Origin of the sequence: Sulfurimonas sp. (assembly GCF_041583195.1) — a bacterium.
Taxonomy (GTDB): domain Bacteria; phylum Campylobacterota; class Campylobacteria; order Campylobacterales; family Sulfurimonadaceae; genus Sulfurimonas.
Window position 1 is genome coordinate 107,026 of sequence record NZ_JBFHGL010000004.1, and the last position, 22,045, is coordinate 129,070.

Annotated in this window: 23 protein-coding genes; 13 read left to right on the forward strand and 10 right to left on the reverse strand. The window is 32.6% G+C overall.

The annotated features are described in order from the left end of the window. Positions 1-51: 51 nt before the first annotated feature. From ABZA65_RS05385 to ABZA65_RS05410, 6 genes are all read right to left on the reverse strand, one after another. Positions 52-951: an omptin family outer membrane protease gene (locus ABZA65_RS05385; RefSeq protein ID WP_373071444.1), complete on the reverse strand. Its 900-nt coding sequence runs from the start codon at positions 949-951 to the stop codon at positions 52-54. A gap of 164 nt (positions 952-1,115) precedes the next feature. Next, positions 1,116-1,436 (reverse strand): sulfite:cytochrome C oxidoreductase subunit B, encoded by a 321-nt coding sequence (locus ABZA65_RS05390; RefSeq protein WP_373071446.1) that lies wholly within the window; start codon positions 1,434-1,436, stop codon positions 1,116-1,118. 10 nt (positions 1,437-1,446) lie between these two features. Beyond that, the gene (locus ABZA65_RS05395) at positions 1,447-2,640 is read right to left on the reverse strand and encodes a molybdopterin-dependent oxidoreductase (protein ID WP_373071448.1); all 1,194 of its coding nucleotides are present in this window, start codon (positions 2,638-2,640) and stop codon (positions 1,447-1,449) included. A 168-nt stretch (positions 2,641-2,808) separates the two neighbouring features. Then, the gene (locus ABZA65_RS05400; RefSeq protein ID WP_373071450.1) at positions 2,809-4,527 is read right to left on the reverse strand and encodes a lysophospholipid acyltransferase family protein; all 1,719 of its coding nucleotides are present in this window, start codon (positions 4,525-4,527) and stop codon (positions 2,809-2,811) included. Positions 4,528-4,548: 21 nt separating this feature from the next. After that, entirely contained in the window at positions 4,549-6,372 is a 1,824-nt protein-coding gene (locus ABZA65_RS05405; protein ID WP_373071452.1) for a GGDEF domain-containing protein, read from the reverse strand. 59 nt (positions 6,373-6,431) lie between these two features. Further along, entirely contained in the window at positions 6,432-7,112 is a 681-nt protein-coding gene (locus ABZA65_RS05410) for a response regulator transcription factor (RefSeq protein WP_373071454.1), read from the reverse strand. A gap of 149 nt (positions 7,113-7,261) precedes the next feature. On the opposite strand from ABZA65_RS05410, the gene ABZA65_RS05415 reads away from it, so the two are divergent. The 11 genes from ABZA65_RS05415 (at position 7,262) to ABZA65_RS05465 (ending at position 15,528) form a co-directional block, all read left to right on the forward strand. Then, complete coding sequence (locus ABZA65_RS05415; RefSeq protein ID WP_373071455.1) at positions 7,262-8,182, forward strand: branched-chain amino acid transaminase; 921 nt, start codon at positions 7,262-7,264, stop codon at positions 8,180-8,182. A 29-nt stretch (positions 8,183-8,211) separates the two neighbouring features. Continuing rightward, positions 8,212-9,303 carry an SPFH domain-containing protein gene (locus ABZA65_RS05420; protein WP_373071632.1) on the forward strand — a complete coding sequence of 364 codons (1,092 nt, stop codon included), beginning with the start codon at positions 8,212-8,214 and terminating at the stop codon, positions 9,301-9,303. Continuing rightward, complete coding sequence (gene hisIE, locus ABZA65_RS05425; RefSeq protein WP_373071457.1) at positions 9,303-9,983, forward strand: bifunctional phosphoribosyl-AMP cyclohydrolase/phosphoribosyl-ATP diphosphatase HisIE; 681 nt, start codon at positions 9,303-9,305, stop codon at positions 9,981-9,983. The genes ABZA65_RS05420 and hisIE overlap by 1 nt, the downstream gene beginning before the upstream one ends. Positions 9,984-9,992: 9 nt before the next feature. Next, on the forward strand, positions 9,993-10,505 hold the full coding sequence (locus tag ABZA65_RS05430) for a DUF2393 family protein (RefSeq protein ID WP_373071459.1): 513 nt from the start codon (positions 9,993-9,995) through the stop codon (positions 10,503-10,505). Next, on the forward strand, positions 10,505-11,044 hold the full coding sequence (locus ABZA65_RS05435; protein ID WP_373071461.1) for a DUF2393 family protein: 540 nt from the start codon (positions 10,505-10,507) through the stop codon (positions 11,042-11,044). Before ABZA65_RS05430 ends, ABZA65_RS05435 begins: the two co-directional genes overlap by 1 nt. A 143-nt stretch (positions 11,045-11,187) precedes the next feature. Continuing rightward, positions 11,188-11,595: a DUF1924 domain-containing protein gene (locus tag ABZA65_RS05440; RefSeq protein ID WP_373071463.1), complete on the forward strand. Its 408-nt coding sequence runs from the start codon at positions 11,188-11,190 to the stop codon at positions 11,593-11,595. 11 nt (positions 11,596-11,606) lie between these two features. Further along, positions 11,607-12,128, forward strand: coding sequence for a diheme cytochrome c (locus ABZA65_RS05445; RefSeq protein ID WP_373071465.1), 522 nt, complete (start codon positions 11,607-11,609; stop codon positions 12,126-12,128). Positions 12,129-12,139: 11 nt separating this feature from the next. Beyond that, on the forward strand, positions 12,140-13,255 hold the full coding sequence (locus ABZA65_RS05450) for a cytochrome b/b6 domain-containing protein (RefSeq protein ID WP_373071467.1): 1,116 nt from the start codon (positions 12,140-12,142) through the stop codon (positions 13,253-13,255). A gap of 1 nt (position 13,256) precedes the next feature. Next, the gene (locus tag ABZA65_RS05455; protein ID WP_373071469.1) at positions 13,257-13,652 is read left to right on the forward strand and encodes a Spy/CpxP family protein refolding chaperone; all 396 of its coding nucleotides are present in this window, start codon (positions 13,257-13,259) and stop codon (positions 13,650-13,652) included. After that, positions 13,645-14,316 (forward strand): response regulator transcription factor, encoded by a 672-nt coding sequence (locus ABZA65_RS05460; protein WP_373071471.1) that lies wholly within the window; start codon positions 13,645-13,647, stop codon positions 14,314-14,316. Before ABZA65_RS05455 ends, ABZA65_RS05460 begins: the two co-directional genes overlap by 8 nt. A gap of 3 nt (positions 14,317-14,319) precedes the next feature. Continuing rightward, a complete protein-coding gene (locus ABZA65_RS05465; protein WP_373071473.1) occupies positions 14,320-15,528 on the forward strand; it encodes an ArsS family sensor histidine kinase in 1,209 nt (402 codons plus the stop codon). A gap of 4 nt (positions 15,529-15,532) precedes the next feature. On the opposite strand, the gene ABZA65_RS05470 is transcribed toward ABZA65_RS05465, so the two are convergent. Further along, positions 15,533-16,495, reverse strand: a complete 963-nt coding sequence (locus ABZA65_RS05470; protein WP_373071475.1) for a TIGR01212 family radical SAM protein — start codon at positions 16,493-16,495, stop codon at positions 15,533-15,535. A gap of 17 nt (positions 16,496-16,512) precedes the next feature. Next, on the reverse strand, positions 16,513-17,874 hold the full coding sequence (purF, locus tag ABZA65_RS05475; RefSeq protein WP_373071477.1) for an amidophosphoribosyltransferase: 1,362 nt from the start codon (positions 17,872-17,874) through the stop codon (positions 16,513-16,515). Between the two features lie 149 nt (positions 17,875-18,023). Here purF and ABZA65_RS05480 point away from each other — a divergent pair, with 149 nt between their 5' ends. After that, on the forward strand, positions 18,024-18,827 hold the full coding sequence (locus ABZA65_RS05480; RefSeq protein ID WP_373071479.1) for a J domain-containing protein: 804 nt from the start codon (positions 18,024-18,026) through the stop codon (positions 18,825-18,827). A 2-nt stretch (positions 18,828-18,829) separates the two neighbouring features. Here the strand turns inward: ABZA65_RS05480 and ABZA65_RS05485 are convergent, their stop codons facing one another. Together ABZA65_RS05485 and ABZA65_RS05490 are read right to left on the reverse strand one after the other, a co-directional pair. Next, positions 18,830-19,723 carry a DUF234 domain-containing protein gene (locus tag ABZA65_RS05485; RefSeq protein ID WP_373071481.1) on the reverse strand — a complete coding sequence of 298 codons (894 nt, stop codon included), beginning with the start codon at positions 19,721-19,723 and terminating at the stop codon, positions 18,830-18,832. 20 nt (positions 19,724-19,743) lie between these two features. After that, positions 19,744-21,015, reverse strand: coding sequence for a DNA polymerase IV (locus ABZA65_RS05490; protein ID WP_373071483.1), 1,272 nt, complete (start codon positions 21,013-21,015; stop codon positions 19,744-19,746). 148 nt (positions 21,016-21,163) lie between these two features. Here ABZA65_RS05490 and ABZA65_RS05495 point away from each other — a divergent pair, with 148 nt between their 5' ends. Further along, a complete protein-coding gene (locus ABZA65_RS05495) occupies positions 21,164-22,045 on the forward strand; it encodes a hypothetical protein (protein WP_373071485.1) in 882 nt (293 codons plus the stop codon).

Consider the following 22,045-nt stretch of genomic DNA (forward strand, 5'->3'; position numbering starts at 1 on the left):
TATGACAGTAAAACTACTGCCACTTTGGAGTAAGTATATACTATTAAATTTTTAAAAAAGGTAGTTGTAGTTAAATGTCAGTAAATTATTTTTACTTTCTATACCAAGAGAATTAGCTAACGGCTCTATAAAGTCAGTTCTCAAATAAGGTCCTCTTTCTTGCTCATACTTTGTATATTCATAATCTAAAGAAAATATATTATTGTCATTTAGCTTATATGATGTACCAACATTATATGTAACCATTTTAGCATTATCAAAATCAGTTGAGATCGTAAAAGGTGGTATTCTTTGATGATGTGTATCAGAAAACTCTGGCTTAATCCATGCACTATATCGAATCCCAGCATTTAAGTTAAAATTTTTAACGGTTTTACTAATTGATGCTCCTAAATATGGACCTTTATATTGTTGTTTATAGGTGATCATCAGCTTACTATCAGGCTCAGTCCACTTAACTCCAAAATAATCAAAACTCCCACCATAAGCTTTAAAATCTTGTTTCTCTTGTTTATATCCTAATGTAAAATCTACATCAAGCGTATTTTCAGAAAATTTTAAAATGTATTTTAAGCCAATATCAATAAGTTCGACTTTTGTTACGTCAGTACTATCATGATGTGACCAATGTGTTCTTACAGTAGGATCGACTGCTAACCAATCATAATCATCCATAGTGCCATCAGTATCAGATAAATTATGCTTGTAATTAGCAAACAAAGCAAAATTATTAAAAAAAGAATATTTTAATCCAAGACCTAAGAGTGAAACATTTTTTGCTTCCCATACAAGTTCACTAATCTTTCTTCCATCAAATGAATACGTACCATCATACACGTACTCGTGAGATTTTGCGTTGAAATTTGAAACTGATACTTCAATATCTGCTCCAGCAAAAGTATTTGATACTATTGTTCCTATAGCTATGGTTGAAAATAATAATTTATTCATTTTAACTCCCTAATAGATTATTATATAAAAAATAATATTATTTATTAATTATAGTGTTAATTAAGTAGTCAAAAAAACAATATTTTATAAATTGTATATCTTGTAAATTATAAGGTTTTGATGGTAGTAGTGAAAGGTTTAACTCCCAAAAGGGAGTTTGAAGATTATTTTTGTTTACCGTTTCCGTAGTGTTCAAATAGATAGTCGTTTACAGCTTTAGCATCCTCATCAGCAATAGGTGCTTTAAAGTGAGTAATCATTTTTTGTGTTTTTTTAGCCCAAAATTCATAAGACTGAGGACCTTGGTTTATGATGTAACCAAAAGAGTGACACATTAGACAGTTTGCTTGAACTGCATCAAAACCTTTACCCATTTTAATTTCATATGGGATATAAGGTACTGCTACATCACCCTTAACTTGAGCTAGAAGTGGAGCTGCACTTAATGTTGCTGCTATTAAAGTTTTTGTTAAAATATTTTTCATCATATACTCCCTATATCACTTCTACTGTAACTTCATCGATACCGTTATATTTGTATCCACCGTGGTTCCATAGTACGTTTTTAGCTAATGGCTGCTCATTACCTAAGTTGTCAATAGCTTTAGCCATAATTTTTACTTTACCGTATTTAGTTGGTTTAAAAGCAAATCTAAATGCTTGGTAAGCATAACGTCCAGCTTTTTTGATTAAAGCATCTTCCCAAGTTTCACCACCATCAGTAGAAACTTTAACAGTTTTAATACCGTGACCATCATCCCATGCCACACCACGAACAACTACGTGTGAGTTATGGTAGATTTTATCACCGTTTTCAGGATAACCTATAACAGATTTTACATTCATGTTTGTAATAGGTTTAGTAGGTTTGAATTTGTTTTCTGGAGTTTCACTCTCAGTTTCATTATCAGGTACACGGTAAGCTACATCCATAAAGAATAAAGATTTATACTTATCAGTAACTGTAATGTTAGAGATCATTTTAACCCAACTGTCTGAATAGTATCCAGGAATAACTAAACGTAAAGGAAATCCGTTTAAGTATGGAAGATCTTCACCATTCATCTCATATGCTAAGATAACGTGATCATCTAGTTCATGAAGTTCCATTTCACGAACAAAGTTTGGAGTTTCATAGTAAGCTGCATTGTCTCTACCGTTAAAACCAATAAATTTTGCTTCTCTTTTTAGTCCTGCACGAGCTAAGATGTCTGAAAGTCTTACACCTTTCCATCTAGCACAACCCATAGCACCGCTACCCCACTGGATACCACCAGCGATCGGTTTGAATGCACTTCTTGAGTTACCACCACATTGTAGTACTGCATCAACTTCAACTTGTTCGAAGTTTGTTTTTAGATCATTTAAAGAGATATGTAACTCTTGATTAACTAGACCGTTAATGTGGATTGTATACTTATCCGGGTCAATATGTGTTGGAATATCCGGAAGGTGCCATCTAACAAAGAACTCATCATTTGGAGTTAAAGCTTGAGTAAATGTACTTCTAGGAGACTCTAAAAGAGGTGGTCTGTCAGAATAAGTAATAAGTGGTTTTTTTTCAGGAAAAGCCATTGTCGATACTTTTCTTGAATCAATAGGTTGTGTTGTAACACCAGCATTTAGAGATGTCCCCATTATCGCTGCTGAGGCTACAAGAGATGATTTGAAAAAATCTCTTCTATCCATGTGATAATCCTTGGTAATATTTAAATTGTTAGAATATTATCCAATTAAAATTAAAACTTATTAAAAATATAAGATTATTTTGATGTTAAAGAATATTTGTAATATTTATAAACACTTAGTTGATTATTTTTATGACTATATGTTTTAAATTAAACATATAGTTCAATTTTAACTCCTTTTGGTTATGTACCTTTTTCTTTGTGCATCTTTTATTTTAGATATATCTACAACAATAAAGCTGTCAACACATGAAGCAAAATCTTCATCTATATTATATGCACAAAATTTTATACCGCCTTCCTCACAAAGTTCAGCGTACTGTTTATATAAAACAGGAACTGAACAGTCGAAGTTTCTAAGAAGTTTTTTTACCGTTTTAAAATCCTCTTTATAGTTGTTAAATACAAGTTCTTTATCGAGTATGTTTAGCAAATCTTCATCTGTTTTAAAACTGTATGGAGACTTTGATCTTACAAGAGCATCTTGATCTGCAAAGTAATTGTCAAAAAAGTTAAATATTATATCTTTACACATTGGTGAATATGATGCACTTAAACTTACAGGACCAAACATATATTTTATTTGCGGATTTTTAGCAAGATAAGCGCCGATCCCGTACCAAAGGTAATCAAGTGCGCGAGTCCCCCAGTATTTAGGCTGGACGAAACTACGACCAAGCTCTATAGAATCGGGAAGCATTTTTTCAAACTTATTTGAGAAGTTAAAAAGTGTTGAGTTGTAAAGTCCTTCTATTCCGTGAGATTCAATAATCTCTTTACACTCACCTATACGGTAAGAACCTACTATTTCCAAATCGTTATCATCCCATAAAACAATATGTTTGTAGTATTTATCATATTTGTCTAAGTCACGTCTTTGATTAGCACCTTCACCGACTTTTCTAAAAGCTACTTCACGAAGTCTGCCGATCTCTTTTAGTATTATAGACTCTTCGGTATTTGAATATAGATATATACTTTTACCATCATTCGTGCTACCAAGAAGTTCAGCTTCTTTGAGCTCTTTTTTTATTAGTTTTGTGCTCTCAGGATGAGCTATTGCTTTTTGAGTTTTAAATAACGGTCTGCCTTTTTTTAACTGATATACATGTTGTTTAAAAAGTTCTACAACACCATTTGTTTCTAATGAAGGCGGATGTATATTTTCACTAGGAATCAACTCTCCTACATTTATATTTATATGTTTGTTTTGCTGTTTAAACATCTCATGCGATAAAAGTAGTGTAGATATTTTTTTGTTTAGCGTACTGACTGAATAAAATGTTTTAGAGTTTTTGGCTCCAACATAGATCGGTAGAATAGGGCTGTCAGTTTTAGTAGCAAACTTTAAAAAACCTTTTTGCCATTTTGTATCTCTAACACCTTTGGGCGTCATACGGCTTACTTCTCCAGCTGGAAATATAATAAGCGCACCGTCATTTTGCAAGTGCGAATATATCTTAGAGATAGACTCTTTTGTCTGTTTGTCTTTAAAGTTATTTATAGTAATAAGTAGAGACTCAATCGATTTAAACTGTGCTAAAAAGTCATTAGCGACTATTTTCACATCAGGTCTGATTTTACCGATTAGCTTTAAAAGAACAAAAGCATCAAGTGAACCTAGAGGGTGGTTTGAAATTATGACAACACGGCCTGTTGTAGGGATGTTTTCTAATTCTTTTTCAGATAATGAAAAACTGAAGTTGAAGTATTCTAAAACAGCCTCTACAAATTCAAACCCTTTTAGATGATCATGAACTTTTAGAAATTCATTTATAGTATTTTCATGTATTACTGTTTTTGCAAACTTTGAGAGTGAAGAATTTAGAAGTTTATTGTTTTTAAGATTTGGGTATTTATCATGTATCTCTTTTTGTATATCTATCATTATATCTCCTTGGTTTAAAGCTTATAAAAGTGAACAAACAGAGAAATGTTTATCACTCTGTTTTGCAACTTTTTTTTGGGTACTAAGTACATAATCAAGCAGGCTTTTGTCTCTATTTGTTGAGCTTTTATTTATTTCAACTATAGATGCGCTAACAGTTAATAGATCAAATTTTTTTTCATTTCCGTCCCTATCTTTAGATGTGATGTATCCGTTTTCTTTATCACCGGGTGTATAAAACTCTTTTACATCGTTTTTGTATTTGTGTATAAGATTTTCAATATGATGTATTTTCCAGCAACTGCTTTGGTTAAGACATTTCTGTCCATTATGAGTACACTCTGAGCTATATGCTTTTGAACATGTAATATTGTTGTTTGATTTAACACCTACAAAAAAATCATCACCGCCTATATGTGCTTTAAAAAAAGTACTGTCCAAGTTTTTACGAAGAATATCTGCAAATAGCTGGATCACTCTGTCTCCATTTCTAAAACCGTATACATCGTTAAAGGCCTTAAAGTTATCCAGATCAAAGTAGCACATCAGATATGTCTCTTCTGAAGATATTGCCTCGTCTATAAATTTTTCAATTAGAGAATTTCCAGGCAGTTTTGTAAGTGGATTTTGCTCTCTTGCATGCAATATATTTTGTTCGTTCATTATATTAATAATAGACCTTGCAGATAAAAAACCATAGTACTTTGAGTTTTTTGTAATTATGATCCCATCAGAATCTGCATCATTTGAGAAAAGCTCAATTATGGTGGAAGTATCAGAATTTATATCTGTACTTCCGCATGGTCTGAGAAGATTTTTAAGTTTTGATTTTTTAGAACCGTTATTAAGCAACAATGAACGTCCAAATGGGGAATAGAGAAAATCTTTTACTTCATCTTCGTGTAGTATTCCAACTGGTTCTTGGTTGTTATTTACAACAGGAACAATAGTTATACCTTGATGCATTTTAAAATAATCGAAGACTTCACTCATACATGTGTTTATCTTGAGTGGGTCTACTTTTAGCAGGTTAGATTTTATATGATCTTTTACATGGTTTGAGCGTGAATTTTTTTTGACATATTTAGTTATATGTTTATAATTTTTAGATATTTCGTCTGTATCTAAAGTTGGATGCTGAATAAAATAACCTTGAATAAGATGACAGCCTATATCTCTACAAGTTAAAAGCTCCTCTTTAGTTTCAATACCCTCAGCTACAACTTTTATGCCTAGTTGAATAGCAAGGTGTGTTATGCTTCTGACCATAAGTTTTTTCTTTACGTCTTTTTCTATATTAGTGAGAAAAAATCTGTCTATCTTTATTAGATCAGGAGTGCTGTCGTAAAGTAGTTTATAGCCTGAATACCCTACACCAAAATCATCAACTGCTATACAAAAGTTTTCATTTTTGTAGTGTGATAGGGTTCTTTGAAGATAATCATCCCCTAAAATTTCATGTCTCTCCGAGATTTCAAAACAAATATTTTCTTTTAAAATGTCGTATTTTTTTATAATCTCAGCAGTATTTCCCGACTCAAAGTTTTTCATAGTAAAGAGGCGGTTGTCAAGATTGTAAAAGAGTTTTAAATTTTTGTAGTCTTGTATTTGGGTGAATTTTTTTATAGCTTTTTCTCTTAGTGCTATGTCTAGGCTATAGAGTATGTTATCTGCAAAGGCATCATCAAAAAGACTAAAAATAGTAGTGTAGCCTATATCTTCATAGTTTCTAAGAAGGGCTTCTACTCCATGAATGTCGCCAGTGTTTATATTTAAAATAGGTTGGAAGGCAAAATCAAGTTTTTCAAGATTGTATTGCCACACTTTTGGTAGTAAACTTTTCATAGTTAGAATATTATATATGTCAGATTACAGATATGTTGCTAAATGGTTACAAAATGGAATTAATTTAAAAGGTAACCGACACCGCGAATAGTTTTTATATAGTTTTTATTTTTGAAAGGATCTATTTTTTCTTTAAGACGCTTCATGGCTACTGTGACCGTTTTTTTGTTCATAGTTTTTTTGTCTTTCCAGATGTTATTTATTAAAAAATCTCTGTCTAGCACTTTGCCTTTGTTTATAATAAGTATATGCATAAGAGTGATTTCAAGTTTTGTGAGGTTTATCTCATATTCACCGATTCTTGCTTTGTGCAGATTAAGATCGAGTTTTATGTCTTTATATACTAACTCTTTTTGAGTCTCTTTAGTGTTGATCTTGTAACGTTTTAGTACAGCTTTTATACGCAGTTGAAGTTCATCAATGTTAAAAGGTTTAGTTATATAGTCATCACCGCCTTTTAAAAAACCTTCATTAATATCTTCTTGGTTATCTTTAGCACTTAAAAATATAACTGGGATGTTTATATTTTTACTTCTTAACATCTCTATATATGTAGATCCCTCAATATCAGGAAGATTTCTATCCATTATGATTAGATCAATATCTTCTTCTTGAAGTACACGTCTTACATTTTTAGTGTTTAAACAGCCTATGACATCGTAACCGGCATTGCTTAAGTTATATTCTAATAATTCTAATATATCGCTATCATCATCAACAATTAATATATTTTCTTGCACTTATTTTCCTTATTAAACTATTGAAGTTTATAACTTATTTATTTCACTTTGGTTACAAAACATTTTGTCTAACTGTTTATCTAATACATAATAAATAGTATTTTGGATAAAATAGCATCAATTTTAATATATAGATATATGGAGACTAAATGGACGCTGCCAAATATATTTGGATGAATGGTGAATTTGTAGCATGGGATGATGCTAAAGTACATGTTTTATCACATACTATCCACTACGGTAATGGTGTAATTGAAGGAACAAAAGCTTATAAAACTGAAAAAGGTTATGCGATCTTTCGTTTAAATGAGCATACTAAGAGACTTAAAGAATCTGCTAAGATGACGCTTATTGATATTCCTTATTCAGTAGAAGAGATGAATCAAGCACAAATTGATTTAATTAGGAAAAATGAGTTTACAGGTGATAATGTTTATATCCGTCCTTTTGCTTTTCTAGGCTATGGTGTTATGGGTGTATATCATAAAAATGCGCCTGTTGAGACTGTAATGAGTGCATGGGAATGGGGAGCATACTTAGGTGAAGAAGGACTAAAAAAAGGTATTAAACTAAAAATTGCTTCTATGACTCGTCCTGCTAATACTTCAAATATGGGTAAGGCAAAAGCTACTGCAAACTATCTTAACTCTCAAATGGCTAAGTATGAGGCAATTGACTGTGGTTATGATGAAGCACTTCTTTTAGATGACCAAGGTTATGTAGCTGAAGCAAGTGGTGCAAGTTTCTTTATGGTTGTTGATGGTGTTATTGTAACTCCACCTAGTGATAACGCACTTGTGTCTATAACTCAAAAAACTGTTATTGAGATAGCTCAAGATATGGGTTATAAAGTTGAGCGTAGACGTATATCTCGTGAAGAAGCATATATTGCTGATGAAGCATTCTTAACAGGAACAGCTGCTGAGATTACGCCTGTTCGTATAGTAGATGCTAGAGAGATCGGTTGTGGAAGTCGTGGTGAAATCACTGAGAAACTTCAAAGCACTTACTTTGATATAGTGTTTGGTCGCAATAAAAAATATGAGCACTACCTAACGTATATTGACTAAAGGAAAAAATTATGAATGAGAATATAAAAATGGCTTCAGATATGAACGACTACTTTAATAAGAAAAAATCACAAGGCGGTGGTTTTGGCGGCGGAGGAAACTCTGGCGGAGGTGGTTCAGGAAAAGGTCCTGAGATGCCTAAGATGGATCTTAATTTCGGCGGTGGAAAAGCCGGTATGATCTATTTCTTAATAGCAGTGGTTTTACTATTAGTTTTATCTAAACCTTTTGCAATTATTGAAGAGGGTGAGCGCGGTATTTTAAGTACTAACGGTAAGTACTCTAACGATGCTTTACTTCCTGGTCTACATTTTGTAATACCTGTTATTCAAAAAGTGTATGTAGTTGATACTCGTGTACGTATTATTAACTATGCTTCAAAAATTGAAGCAAGCGGGGGTAGCAGTGCAGGTATCAATGCAAAACCGGCAGTTACAGTTTTAGATAAACGCGGTCTTCCTGTTTCAATTGAGCTTACTGTTCAGTACAGACTTAATTCACAGTTTGCCGCTCAGACAATTTCAAACTGGGGATTTAGCTGGGAAGACAAGATTATCAATCCTGTTGTTCGTGACATAGTAAGAACTGTTGTTGGTAAGTATGATGCAGAATCTCTACCACAGCTTCGTAACCAAATAGCTGCAGAGATCGACAAGGGTATTCGCGACAACATTGAAAGTTTAAAAAATTCACCAGCTGATCTTCAGTCTATTCAACTTCGCGAGATCATTTTGCCTCCTAAAGTAAAAGAGCAGATCGAGCGTGTACAAGTTGCAAAACAAGAAGTTCAACGTGCAGAACAAGAGGTTCAACGTGCAAAACAAGAAGCGCTAAAACGTGCAGCTGAAGCTGAGGGTATTGCTCAGAAAAAACGTATTGAAGCTCAAGGTAAAGCAGATGCAGTAACTATTGAAGCAAAAGCTCAAGCAAAAGCAAATAAAATTATTGCAGAATCTTTAACATCTAAACTTTTACAATTAGAGCAGATCCAAGTTCAAGGTAAGTTTAACGAAGCACTTCAAGTAAATAAAGATGCTAAAATTTTCTTAACTCCTGGTGGATCAACTCCAAATATCTGGGTTGATATGAAAAATAAACAACAAAGAACTACGGCTCAATAATGCAAGAGATCTTAAACAGAGTTGATTGGGAGAAGCAAGAGCTTCTTCCTGTTATTGTTCAAGATGTTGAATCAAATGAAGTTTTGATGATGGCATATATGGACAAAGAAGCGCTAGAACTCTCACTTAAAACAAAAACTGCTCACTATTTTTCACGTTCAAAACAGCGTATTTGGAAAAAAGGTGAGAGCAGTGGACATATTCAAACAATTCATTCATTTAATATAGACTGCGATAACGATACTCTTCTTATAAAGGTAACTCAAGAGGGTGTAGCTTGTCATACGGGAAGAAAATCTTGTTTCTTTACAGAACTAGAATCCGGTGAAGCTACTAGTGAATCAGAAGTAAGCTCTGAAGCTATTTATGGAGTTATAGACACACTTTACCATACGATTCAAGAGCGTAAAAATGCAGATCCAAGTGAGTCTTGGACAGCAAAACTTTTAAGTAAAGGGGATAACACTATACTTAAAAAAGTAGTTGAAGAAGCAGGTGAGTTCTCTTTTGCTTATAAAGACAACGATGAGCCAGAGATGATCTACGAAGCTGCTGATCTGACTTACCATATGTTAGTTGCCTTAGCAGCTAAAAATATCTCTCCTGATCGTATAAAACAAGAACTGGCACGCAGATTTAACATGAGTGGAATAGCAGAAAAAAATTCGAGAAAAGACTAGAGCTTTAGAATGAGAAAAAACATAGATGCAATTATAGATAATTTGATTGTTCAAGATTACATATTATTTGCAAGTGTGTTTATTCTTTTCATAGTTTTAATGATCTTGGGGGTTATACTAAGAGCGAAAAAAAATGTATCTAGACTTATAGTCTCAATCGCTTTTTTGATCCTTTTATTGGGGCCGACACTTGGTTATATAGAGATGCACAAGTTTTTATTTAAAAATCATGTAGAACTCCTCAGAGAACAAAAACTTGAATTTACAAAAGCCATAGTAGTAGAAGGTAAGATTACAAATGGTTCAGAAGTTGATTTTTATGCTTGTAAAATAATAGCTACAGCCTATAGAAAAACACCAAATGAATATAAAAATTACATATTAAGATTAAAACCAATACAAATATCGTCGATTGTTATACAAGATATTCAAAAAAATCAGACAAAAGAGTTCAAAATGTTTATAGAACCGTTTAGCTATTCAAATGAATACGAAGTTGGGCTGGAAGCGAGCTGCAAATAATGACTTTGTTTAATTTTTGGCATTTTCTTACACTAGCTGTACTTCTTGTTATCTATATTGTCGGTGTAGTTGTTGCAAAAAAACAAGAGAAAAGAAAAATAAGAATAACATTCATAATTGCTTTAAGTATTATTATGATTTTATTTTCTATATTCTCTATATTAGCCGTAGATAAGTATACAAAGCATGTAGAACTTTACAAATTCGATAACAAACGACTACTCAGTATTGAAAAGATTGTGTATACAGGGATAGTTAGAAATGAGGGTAATTATCCTATAGGTGAAGTTACACTTGAAGTAAAAATAGTAAATAAAGCACGCCAAATGGGCGCTAGGGCTAGCTTTTTTACACCTAGCGGATTTGCTGAGTTTTTCGGAGGAGGGGCAAATATACTTTACAGGCCTCAACATATTGTAAAAACTTTTGTTGTAGCTGAAAACTTACAACCGGGTCAGGCAAAATCGTTTAGAGTTCATTTTGATTACCCTGCTTATTTTAAAAACGTATCTCAGTTCGCAAAAGTATACGGTCACTAATTAACATTAAAGTTTATCTTTCTTCTCTCTTTTTAATTTTATAAAATTCCCAACTTTTAAATGTCAAGAAACTGTCAAGTAAATATCCTTATAACTTGACACTATAGTAATACTATATCAGTATCAAAATATAAGGAGAGAAAATGAAAAGCTTGATATTGATAATATCTTTAACATTGTCTATATATGCTAATAGTGATGAAGTAAATTCATACATAGAGACTTTGAAATCAGAAGTTCAAAAAACAGATCCTGCTTTTAAAGGTTTTGATGCTAAACGTGGAGAGATTATCTTTACTTCTAAACATATAGGTAAAAAAGGAAAAGAGATATCTTGTGAGAGTTGTCATTCAAACAATTTGAGAAAAAAAGGTGAAAACTTTTTTACAGGAAAAACTATAGAACCTCTTTCACCAAATACAAATAAAGAGCGTTTAAGTAGTGTTAAAAGTATAAAAAAATGGTTACGCCGTAACTTTAAAGATGTTTATAACAGAGAAGGGACTGAAAAAGAGAAAGGTGATGTACTGACATACATCTCAACAAAGTAAAAGGATAAAAGATGAAAACAATAATATTAACATTAGTAGTACTAAGTACAGGTTTGTTAGCAGATGATGATTATGGACATAGAGGATATAAAGGTGTAGCACCTGTAACTAATCAACTCTATATTAAGGAGTGTGCAAGTTGTCACTTTGCATATCAGCCCGGTTTATTGCCTGAGCGTTCATGGGTAAAGCTGATGGATAATTTGGAAAACCATTTTGATACAGATGCAACCATTGAGCCTGAAGATAATCAAAAAATACTAAGATATCTAGTAAATAATTCGGCAGATAAGTTTACAAATTATAAAAGAAGCAGAAAAATCAACAATAGTATAAGACCATGTGAAACACCTATCGCCGTATCTGATACACCGTATTTTAGAAAAGAACACAGAGGTATAAGAAAAGACCTGATTGAGCAAAAAGATGTTAAATCAATATCAAACTGTAAGGCTTGTCATACTAGTGCCGATAGGGGTATATACGGTGAGAGATATATAGACATTCCAAACTACGGAAGATGGGATGATTAATTAGGAGGTATATGATGAAAACATATGTTTGGACTTTGCCGACACGTATTTTTCATGCCTTGCTTGTTATATTTGTTATCAGTGCATTTATAAGTTCTGAATGGGATAAATACCTAACTCTGCACGTCGCTTTTGGCAGTGCTATTGGAGTATTGGTTATATATAGAGTTATATGGGGATTTATAGGTCCGAAATATTCAAAATTCAGCGATTTCAATCTTAGTATATACCCTTTAAAAGAGTATATATTTTCTATGTTTAATCCTAAAAAAGAATATGTAGGACATAACCCTGCAGCTGGATATACGATGGTTGCTATCTTAATTGTTCTGCTATTACTTATAATAACAGGATTTTTAACATATGGTATACAGGAAAATCGTGGTGTATTTGCATTTTTGCACAGTTCGTATTTCAGAGAGATGGAACTTTTTGAGGAGATTCACGAGTTTTTAGGCGGGCTGTTATATCTGCTGATTGGTGCCCATATAGCAGGTGTGTTGTTTGATAAGTTATTACATTCAAAAAGAGGAACTTTAGAGTCCATAGTTAAAGGGTATAAAAATATTGAAGGTGAAGATACTAAACTTTCATTTTTGCAAATATTGCTATCTATAATTGGTATAGGGTTAAGCATATATGTATTGATATATATCTTAAGTGTAAAAGACAACCCCGTAACATTAGGATATAACGAGGTTATAGACTACAAAAAGGAGAACACTCTTTTTGTAGATGAATGTGCCTCATGTCATACCTTATATCCTCCCTCACTACTTCCAAAAAAATCATGGAATATTATGATGGCTGATCTTGAAAATCATTTTGGTGACGATGCATCATTAGAAAGTGAAGATGCCCAGAATATTTTGAGATACTTGCTTAATAATTCTGCAGAAGACTCAACAAGCGAAGCTTCGGTAAATATATTGAAAACTTTGGAAAATAAAGATACTATAGCTATAACACAAACACCTTTTTGGAAAAGCAGACACAAAGATATAGATAAAAAATATTTTGAAAGTGAGAAAGTTAAAACTAAAGCAAACTGCAAAAGTTGTCATATGGATGTAGAAAAAGGTCTGATTGAAGATGGTAATATTAAAATGCCTGAGTTAGGGAGTTGATATGAGATTATTAATTGTTTTTTTGTTAGTTATATCACCTATTTTTGCAGATCATGATGAGTATGATGAATATGAACGTCAAGAGTATCATCTACCTTTGGATGTTAGCTATCTAAATCTAAATAATGATCAATACAAACAGATCAAACATATAGTGAAAAAATTTAAACATGAGCATAAAGAGTTTCATGAAGAGAGTGAAAAAATTAGAAAAAAAATCTCAAAGCTTTTCTTATCAGAGAAATTTGACAGAGATGAGTTTGTTAGGTTAAGTAACAATCTCAAAAATTTATCTGTCGAGATACAAGCTGATTTTTTTGTCAAAGTTCACAGATTACTTACTCCAAAACAAAAGAAGCGTTTTGTAAAGTATATGCAGGAGTGGGAAGTTGAGTAAAAAAGTATTACTAATTGAAGACGATTTACAAATGCAAACTTTAATAAGTAACTATCTGAAAAACTATGATTTTGAAACTGTTGTATATACTAATCCTAAAGATGCAATTGAGTCCATCTTGGTTCAAAAAGAGCCTTTTGATATTGTAATTCTTGATTTGATGCTCCCTGAAATGGATGGCTTTGATGTAGCAAAAGCTATAAAAGAGAAACTCGATATACCCATAATTATTTCTTCTGCAAGAGGTGATATTGGAAATAAAATATACGGCTATGAACTTGGTGTTGATGACTATTTGGAAAAGCCGTATGAACCAAGAGAATTGGTACTTAGAATAGAAGCGGTACTTAGCCGTTATAACAAAAGCAGCAGTTTAAAAATTTCAGATTTTGTAGTAGATGAAAAAGCTTATAGTGTGTCGATGGACGGTTATCCTATAGAATTTACTAAAATAGAATTTGAAATTTTTATTTTCTTGATTAAAAATAGAGGAAAAAATGTCTCAAGAGAGCAGATCATAAATGCAACTACATTAGAGTACGATACAAAAGCAAGAACCATAGATACCCATATAAGTAATATTCGTCATAAAATAGGAGATGATGCGAAAGAGGCTCAGTATATTAAGTCTGTCTGGGGTATTGGATATAAATTTATAGGATAATAGATGTCTATTTTCAAAAAAATCACCATTCTTTTTCTGATCAGCCTATCTCTTATGATTGTAATCGGTTATAAAATGGATAGTATAAATACCACTAGGATTGAAGCTCTTATTACACAAAAGTATCTTCAAGATGCAAAGGAGATATTTGTACTTCTAGCAACTTCAAATCCGAATCAGATAGAGAATAAACTTAGAACTTTAAATCTAACCAAAGTAGATACTTCTTATAATAAAAAAACGGAACTGATCTTAAAGCAGATCCATTCATTCGGTAAACTTCAAATTTTAAAAACAACAGATAATAAGTACATTTTATTTATACAATATATGGACGATACCATTTTACTTATTGATTATAAACTTCAAAAAAGTTTTCAAGAACAGTGGCTTCTTAATATACTAGTTGTATTTGACATAATAGTACTCATTGCTATTTTTTTAATTATTTTAAAAATATTAGCACCTTTAAAAGAGTTGATCAGCAAAATGAAAAATTTTGCTAATGGAAACTATTTTGGCCAAATAGAGGTTAAAAGTAATGATGAGATCGGTAATGCAGCCGCTACATATAATATGATGGCACAAAATATACAAAATTTAATAACTTCAAGAGAAGAGTTTTTGAGAGATATAAGCCATGAGTTAAAAACACCTATATCAAAAGGTTTTTTCGCTACTGAAACTCTTGAAGATTCTGAATCAAAAACTATTATTCAAAAATCGTTTAGTGAATTAGAGCGTTTAAGTGCAGAGCTTTTAGAGATAGAAAAACTTCATGCGGTAGATGAGGTAAATCAAGAAAGATTTAAAGTTGAGACATTGATTTTAGAGGCACTTTCAAGACTTATTTTAGAAGACGAATCAAAAATAAGTATAGATATTAAAGAGAATTTTTTTATAGATGGTGATTTAAATTATCTATCATTGGCACTAAAAAACCTTATCGATAATGCTATAAAATATACTACAACATATCCGGTATATATAACTGCTGATGAAAGTAAGGTAACAGTTAAAAATAAAGGTGATAAGTTGGTAAATGATATATCGTACTATCTTGAAGCTTTCACCCAGGAAGAAAACTCAAGGTCATCAAAAGGTTATGGTCTTGGGTTAAATATTGTAAAAAAGATTATAGATAAACACAAGATAAAATTATCTTACATTTATAAAGATGGATCTCATCTGTTTTCACTGGATTTTAAATAGTACTTTAGTATTTTAACCCTATCATTTTTAGTGCTTTATTTATATTTTTTACTTGGTTGTTTTTATTACGGCACCACTCAGGTGCAAGTAGTGAATCATCGTCTATTCCGGCAGTTATTCTTTGAACACTTACATTTGAAGGTTTCATTACAAGGGCTTGAACTAATACATCCAAATAATCTACTTCACTGATCGGTGTAAAGTCTCCTCGAGTGTATTCGTTTGCCAGAGCTGTTTTTTTTACAACATATAGAGGATGGTATTTTACGGAATCTATTCCCCATTCATACGCTTCTTTTGCCGTTTCAAGCATCATCTTTTTATCTTCACCAGGAAGTCCGAAAATCAGGTGACCACATACGTTAAGACCTGCATTTTTAGACTTTAAAATCCACTCTTTTACGTTTGCACTGCTGTGACCGCGGTTTATGCGATCTAGTGTCTCATCATATATAGACTGGATTCCAAACTCTATCCAGATCTCTTTTGTTTTATTTAGTTCAGCTAAATACTCTAATGTCTCATCCGTAATTGAATCACTTCTGGTACCTATGCTTAGACCTACAACATTCTCAAATGACAAGGCTTTATCATAAAGAGCTTTTAGAGTAGGAAATGGTGCATATGTGTTTGTAAATGATTGAAAATATACTAAAAACTTTTCAGCTCCGTACTCTTTTTGTTGCCTTTTGCTAATAGCGTTAAATTGAGATTCAAGCTGAGCTAGTTGTTTTTCTAAATATGGATTTTCTTTAGAGTCAAGATTAAGATGAAAACCTTTTAACTCTTTCGTCTCACCTGTAGATGCACTAAAAGAGTCATTCTCACAAAAGGTGCATCCACCTTTTGCAACGGTTCCGTCAATATTTGGGCAAGTGAAGCCGGAAATATTAATACCGACTTTATATACTTTGGTTGAAAACTTATCTTTTAGATAGTTTCCAAATGTATAGATTTGTTGTTGCATTAAACTATCTAGCTACTTTAAACAATATATTTGCCTGTAAAACAAGCTGTACAATAGTGCTCATCACCCTCTTTAGCACCAACACTTCTTAGTAGTGCAGCTTCATCTATATATGCTAAAGAGTCAGCTTGAATATATTCGCATATAGCATCTTCACTCATATTTGCAGCGATCAGGTTTTCTTTATCAGGTGTGTCAACACCGTAAAAACACGGATCAGTTGTTGGTGGAGAAGATACACGCATATGAACTTCACTTGCACCTGCTTCTTTTAACATTTTTACAATTCTAAGAGATGTAGTTCCGCGAACTATTGAGTCATCGATTACTATTACACGTTTTCCTTTGATCAAATCAACCATAGGTGATAGTTTCATTTTAACTTTTAGATCACGCATCTCTTGAGTTGGCTCAATAAATGTACGTCCCACATAGTGGTTACGCATAATACCCATTTCATAAGGGATGCCGCTCTCTTGAGCATATCCGATAGCAGCAGGTACACCACCATCAGGTACAGGAATAACAAGGTCAGCTTCAACAGGTTTAACGCGAGCTAACTCTTTACCCATCTCTTTTCTTGCGTTGTATACGCTTTTACCAAATACATTTGAATCAGGTCTTGCAAAATACACATACTCAAATATACAGTGCTTAGGAGTTGGCTCAAAAACTTTGATGCTTTTTGGCTCTTTTCCCTCTGAGAATATAAGCAGTTCACCTGGTTCAACATCACGAATAAACTCTGCACCAACTAAATCAAATGCACAAGTTTCACTAGCTACTATGTAACCACCATTCTGTAAACGTCCAAGGCTTAGAGGACGAAAACCGTGACGATCACGCATTGCAAACATTTTAGTACGACTTAAAAATACTAAAGAAAATGCACCCTCTATTCTTTGAACAGCATCTATAATACGATCAAGAAGTTTCTCTTTTGAGCTTTTTGCGATCAGGTGAATAAGGTTTTCAGTATCCATATATGTCTGAAATATTGCACCTTGCTTGATCAGATCATCACGAACCTCTTTTGCATTTGTAAGGTTACCATTATGAACAATTGCCATTTCACCTAAATCATATCTTGCAAAAACAGGTTGTGCATCTAAGATCGAGTCATCACCTGCAGTAGAGTAACGAGTATGTCCTATAGCAGAAGAACCACTTAAAGTTTTTAGTTTTTGCTCATCAAAAACACGTGTAACTAAACCTCTTTTTTTGATTGTATGTAGTTTTTTATCATCAGCTGAAGAGATTCCAGCGGCTTCCTGACCACGGTGTTGTAGTGAATGGAGTGAGAAGTAAGCAAGTTTTGAAGCTTCCTCATGACCAAATACACCTACAACAGCACACTTTTCGTTTACATTTTCAAGCAATAGTAAGTCCTCGTTATAATATATTCGCAATTATACAAAAAAAATACTAGCTGAAGTTTAAACTTTTTTATTATTTTTAATATGATATTTTTATAAAAATGGAATAAAAAATGCTTTAAAATTAGGAAAAATCTATAAAAGGTAGGAATATGGATATAGTTTTACGTAATAACCTTATACTTATCACAACTGGATTTGAAACATTAAATACATCTTGGATGAAAGAGTTTTTAAATTGTCATTCACGCGGAATGCTTTTTTTACCAAAGGCTGTTTTGGTATTTAGAAATGAAACTTTAAAAGATGTACGCGAAGATTTTCTGCGTGAACTTTCACGTCACCATGCAGAGGTTCATGATTATGAGCATGAATTTTTCTTACGATCTATGTTGAAGTACGGTACTCAACCCATTAGAATTGAATTAGACAAGTTAGAAGAGCCGGAAGTTGTAAAAGTGAATCTTTATGCATACGATAAAAATACGGTTTTAATATCACTAGATTATCCAAATGCTTGGGTTTTAGCATATTTACGTTCACAACTGGAAGTTTATGTTGAGAAAGGGACAGATGTCTCTTTAGTAATTGATGTGAGTGATCATAAGGCAAAGGCTAGATTAGAGCGTGCTTTAAATAAAAGACACATACTACATTACCAAATTCAGTATACATACGATAATAAATTTATGAGTAAGTTATACAGTGATTTTGCTTCGTATAGTTTTGGAGATCTGTGTAAAGATTTTGAAGATGATAAAAACAAAAAATTCTATACTATTTTAGAATGTCCTATTGGTGCAAGCCAAGATGCACTCAAGAAAAGCTATAAAAAGTTAGCAAAGGTTTATCACCCTGATAAGATAATACACGAAGCACCGCATATGGTTACACATTATAAGCAGAAGTTCCAGCTTCTGCAAGAAGCGTATGAGGCTTTAAGAATAGTATCTTAAAGCTATCTACTTTTTAGTAACGCTTCAAAATCACTTGCTTTATAAAGTGCTAAATCTTTTCCTGCCATTCCAGCTAGTTCTTTGGAAAAACCGCGTTTAGAAAAAAGTATTATCTGAGTTGGGGCAATATCCAGTTTCTCACATTTGTCTTGTAATTTGTTTAGCTCTTTTTTGTTCACTTTGTGGTTTGTCCATTTACACTCGGCTACATATATACTCCCGTTATCTGTAAGTGTCAGTATATCTATCTCCATATTCATATCCCAGTAACTCCCGCTGCTGAGTATTTGTGCATCTCTAAGATTGTAGTTTAAAAGAAGTTCCGATAACTCTTCAAAAACTAAAGATGTATATTGATTTTGTTTTTCATTAAATGCTTCGAAGAAATTATCATATTCCCCTAATTCTATCTCTTTTCTATAAGGAGATATAAAATAAAACCAAAAACGCAAGTACGGCTGTGTAAATAATACCTTATCAGATATTCTATGACGTGCAAGTTCCCTTTTCACTTTAGTATCTTGCAACTCTCTTGGATGGGTTTCTCTTGAATATTCAACTTCTACCACACCGCGCTCTTGAAGATACTTTAAAGCAGCTCCGCCGTTAGAGTTGTTAAGTCCCGCTCTTTTAAAAGCGGAAAATATTCTTCTGTCACCTACGGCCAAAGCTTTTAAAAGCCTAATATTTATTGGATCACTATAGGTAATTCTTTCAACTTGTCTTGATAATACATCAAAATTCTCAAATATATGCAAGCGTATAAGCTCAGTTATATGCATAGATGTGTCAAGTTCTACATCAAGTCCGCCGAAAATTGCAAAATATTCAATAAGTTGTTCCATGTCATCAGGATAGTTTTTAAAATAAAATGAACGAAACTGTTCTAAAAGCATTCTATATTATCTCTCTATTTTTATAATTCACTACCCCATTTTAACATATCAAGTCCATATTTTTCTCTTAGTTTTTGATTTTGTTTTGTAAGTTTCTCCATTTTTTCCTCATCCGCAAAATTTATGAGTGATAGCTCCTTTCTGGAGTGCTGTGTAAAGCTTGAACAGTTTATACTAAGTCTTATGACACAAAGCCGTTTGTGTATATCTGCTTCGTTAAACAAAGATATACAAAGAGAATCAAATTTTTTCTCAGTAAAACGCTCACATAAAGATATGTTCTTATGAGATTTTTGATTCATTTCATACCTTATTCCAAGGTGATAAACAGTCGGTATAACACCGAGTTTTTGAATGGCGAAATTTAGATGACGGGCAAGTATATGTACGCGGCGTCTAAGCTCAACCCTGTCATAAACAGGCTCAATAGTGCGTGAAATTCCTATGCTTTTTCTTTCATGCTTTGTTTGTATAGGGGCATCACTTAAACCTTCTACACGTTTGTAAAGCTCTTTCGCATAAGGTCCCCAGCTTTCTAATGTGCCGCGGCGTTTACGCAATTCACCTAGTGTATGGATCTGTGCATCTTTTAATCGTTTAGACATGCTTCTGCCTATACCTGCAAAGTCTTCCACTTTTATAGGATTTATAATTTTGTCAAAATTATGTTTATTTATAAGTTTACATCCAAACGGTTTTGCATAAGATGTTGCCATCTTTGCAATATAACGAGTTTTTGCAGCACCTATAGATACCGGAAGATTAATCTCTTTTTTTATCTCATGTCGTAAATTATCTATAAACTCTTCGACATCCTCATCTTCTATCCAGCCACTTAAATCACCGTAAAACTCATCTATACTTGCCTGTTCTATCAAAGGGATCTTTGTCTGTAGAAACTCATGCAATTTATGTGATAACTTTTGATATAAAGACATGTTTGGTGCTTTGATGATCAGATGTGGACATAACCTTAGTGCATCCTCAATGCGCATAGCAGTTTTAACGCCGTATGAGCGTGCTTCATAGCTGGATGTTGTTAAGATACCGCGTATTTTTCCGTCACTATCTCTAAAGGCATTTAAGTCATCATCTTTAGCCTCGTAAGCTTTGTAAAAAGTTGGTACGAAGCTTCCTGAGTTTTCTAAATTCACGGTTTGGTTTTTAGCTTCATTGTCAAATATTTTAGTATCGCTTCTCCCGCCTATAGCTACGGCTTTATGCTCAAGGCTGGGATCTATTGTACGTATGGCACTAACAAAAAAACAATCTATATCTATATGGATTTTCATATTGTAATATTAATAAATTATCTTTTTAATTCTCAAAAATATGTCAATTTGCCAAAAAAATCACACATATTATTATATGTTATTAAATATTTTACTTTTATAGATATTTATGATATAAATATGTTCTCATTTAAAAAGGGGATTTACTTTGTACAAAAAAATATTTTTATTTCTATCACTTATATTTTTACTTACATCTTGTTCATCAACGGAAGAAAAAAAACTTAAAGTATCTGCTTCAACATGGATAGGTTATTCACCACTTTATTACGCAAAAGAAAAAGGGTGGTTAAAGCCTTTAAATATAAAACTGTTACACGTTACATCATTAAGTGAAAACATGTATCTTTACGAAGCTGGGAATGCAGATGCATATGTAGGTACACAGTATGAACACAGCGTACTTTCAAAAAAAGATGCTTCACTTATGCCTATAATCTTGTTTGATCGCTCTTACGGCGGAGATATAGTTATGAGCAACGTATCAATAGATATTCTAAAAAATACTACAGAAGAGATCGATGCATATTTGGAAATGGACTCTATAAACAATACATTGCTAAAAGGTTTTATAAAAAAGTACAAACTACAAGATAAAAAAATAAACTATATAAACCGTGATCAGGGATACATATCTTCTATTAATTCTAAAGATCTCCAAAAGCCTACTATAATCGTTACATACACTCCATACGATCTAAAGCTTAAAAAACAAGGTTTTAAAAACATAGCTTCTACAAAGAGTGACTTAGACCTCTTGGTGATCGATGCATTGTATACGAAAGAAGAAACGTTGCTTAAGCATAAGGAACAGTTTGTATCGTTAAAAAAGTTAGTCGATAAGGCTATAAATAAACTTGAGAAAGACCCTTACGAATTTTATAAAACGATAAAGCCGTATATGTTAGAACTAAGCTATAAAGATTTTTCTGAAAGTCTTGGAAATATTAAGTGGATAAATAAAAGTCTTACGAAAGAGTTAAAAAACAAAATGAAAGATTCTCATTATCAAATGAGCGGGTTACTGTAA

Coding starts and splice junctions, on each gene's coding strand:
- ABZA65_RS05385 (WP_373071444.1), bottom strand. CDS start 951: ATGAATAAATTATTATTTTCAACCATAGCTATAGGAACAATAGTATCA.
- ABZA65_RS05390 (WP_373071446.1), bottom strand. CDS start 1,436: ATGAAAAATATTTTAACAAAAACTTTAATAGCAGCAACATTAAGTGCA.
- ABZA65_RS05395 (WP_373071448.1), bottom strand. CDS start 2,640: ATGGATAGAAGAGATTTTTTCAAATCATCTCTTGTAGCCTCAGCAGCG.
- ABZA65_RS05400 (WP_373071450.1), bottom strand. CDS start 4,527: ATGATAGATATACAAAAAGAGATACATGATAAATACCCAAATCTTAAA.
- ABZA65_RS05405 (WP_373071452.1), bottom strand. CDS start 6,372: ATGAAAAGTTTACTACCAAAAGTGTGGCAATACAATCTTGAAAAACTT.
- ABZA65_RS05415 (WP_373071455.1), top strand. CDS start 7,262: ATGGACGCTGCCAAATATATTTGGATGAATGGTGAATTTGTAGCATGG.
- ABZA65_RS05420 (WP_373071632.1), top strand. CDS start 8,212: ATGGCTTCAGATATGAACGACTACTTTAATAAGAAAAAATCACAAGGC.
- hisIE (WP_373071457.1), top strand. CDS start 9,303: ATGCAAGAGATCTTAAACAGAGTTGATTGGGAGAAGCAAGAGCTTCTT.
- ABZA65_RS05430 (WP_373071459.1), top strand. CDS start 9,993: ATGAGAAAAAACATAGATGCAATTATAGATAATTTGATTGTTCAAGAT.
- ABZA65_RS05435 (WP_373071461.1), top strand. CDS start 10,505: ATGACTTTGTTTAATTTTTGGCATTTTCTTACACTAGCTGTACTTCTT.
- ABZA65_RS05440 (WP_373071463.1), top strand. CDS start 11,188: ATGAAAAGCTTGATATTGATAATATCTTTAACATTGTCTATATATGCT.
- ABZA65_RS05445 (WP_373071465.1), top strand. CDS start 11,607: ATGAAAACAATAATATTAACATTAGTAGTACTAAGTACAGGTTTGTTA.
- ABZA65_RS05450 (WP_373071467.1), top strand. CDS start 12,140: ATGATGAAAACATATGTTTGGACTTTGCCGACACGTATTTTTCATGCC.
- ABZA65_RS05455 (WP_373071469.1), top strand. CDS start 13,257: ATGAGATTATTAATTGTTTTTTTGTTAGTTATATCACCTATTTTTGCA.
- ABZA65_RS05465 (WP_373071473.1), top strand. CDS start 14,320: ATGTCTATTTTCAAAAAAATCACCATTCTTTTTCTGATCAGCCTATCT.
- ABZA65_RS05470 (WP_373071475.1), bottom strand. CDS start 16,495: ATGCAACAACAAATCTATACATTTGGAAACTATCTAAAAGATAAGTTT.
- ABZA65_RS05480 (WP_373071479.1), top strand. CDS start 18,024: ATGGATATAGTTTTACGTAATAACCTTATACTTATCACAACTGGATTT.
- ABZA65_RS05485 (WP_373071481.1), bottom strand. CDS start 19,723: ATGCTTTTAGAACAGTTTCGTTCATTTTATTTTAAAAACTATCCTGAT.
- ABZA65_RS05490 (WP_373071483.1), bottom strand. CDS start 21,015: ATGAAAATCCATATAGATATAGATTGTTTTTTTGTTAGTGCCATACGT.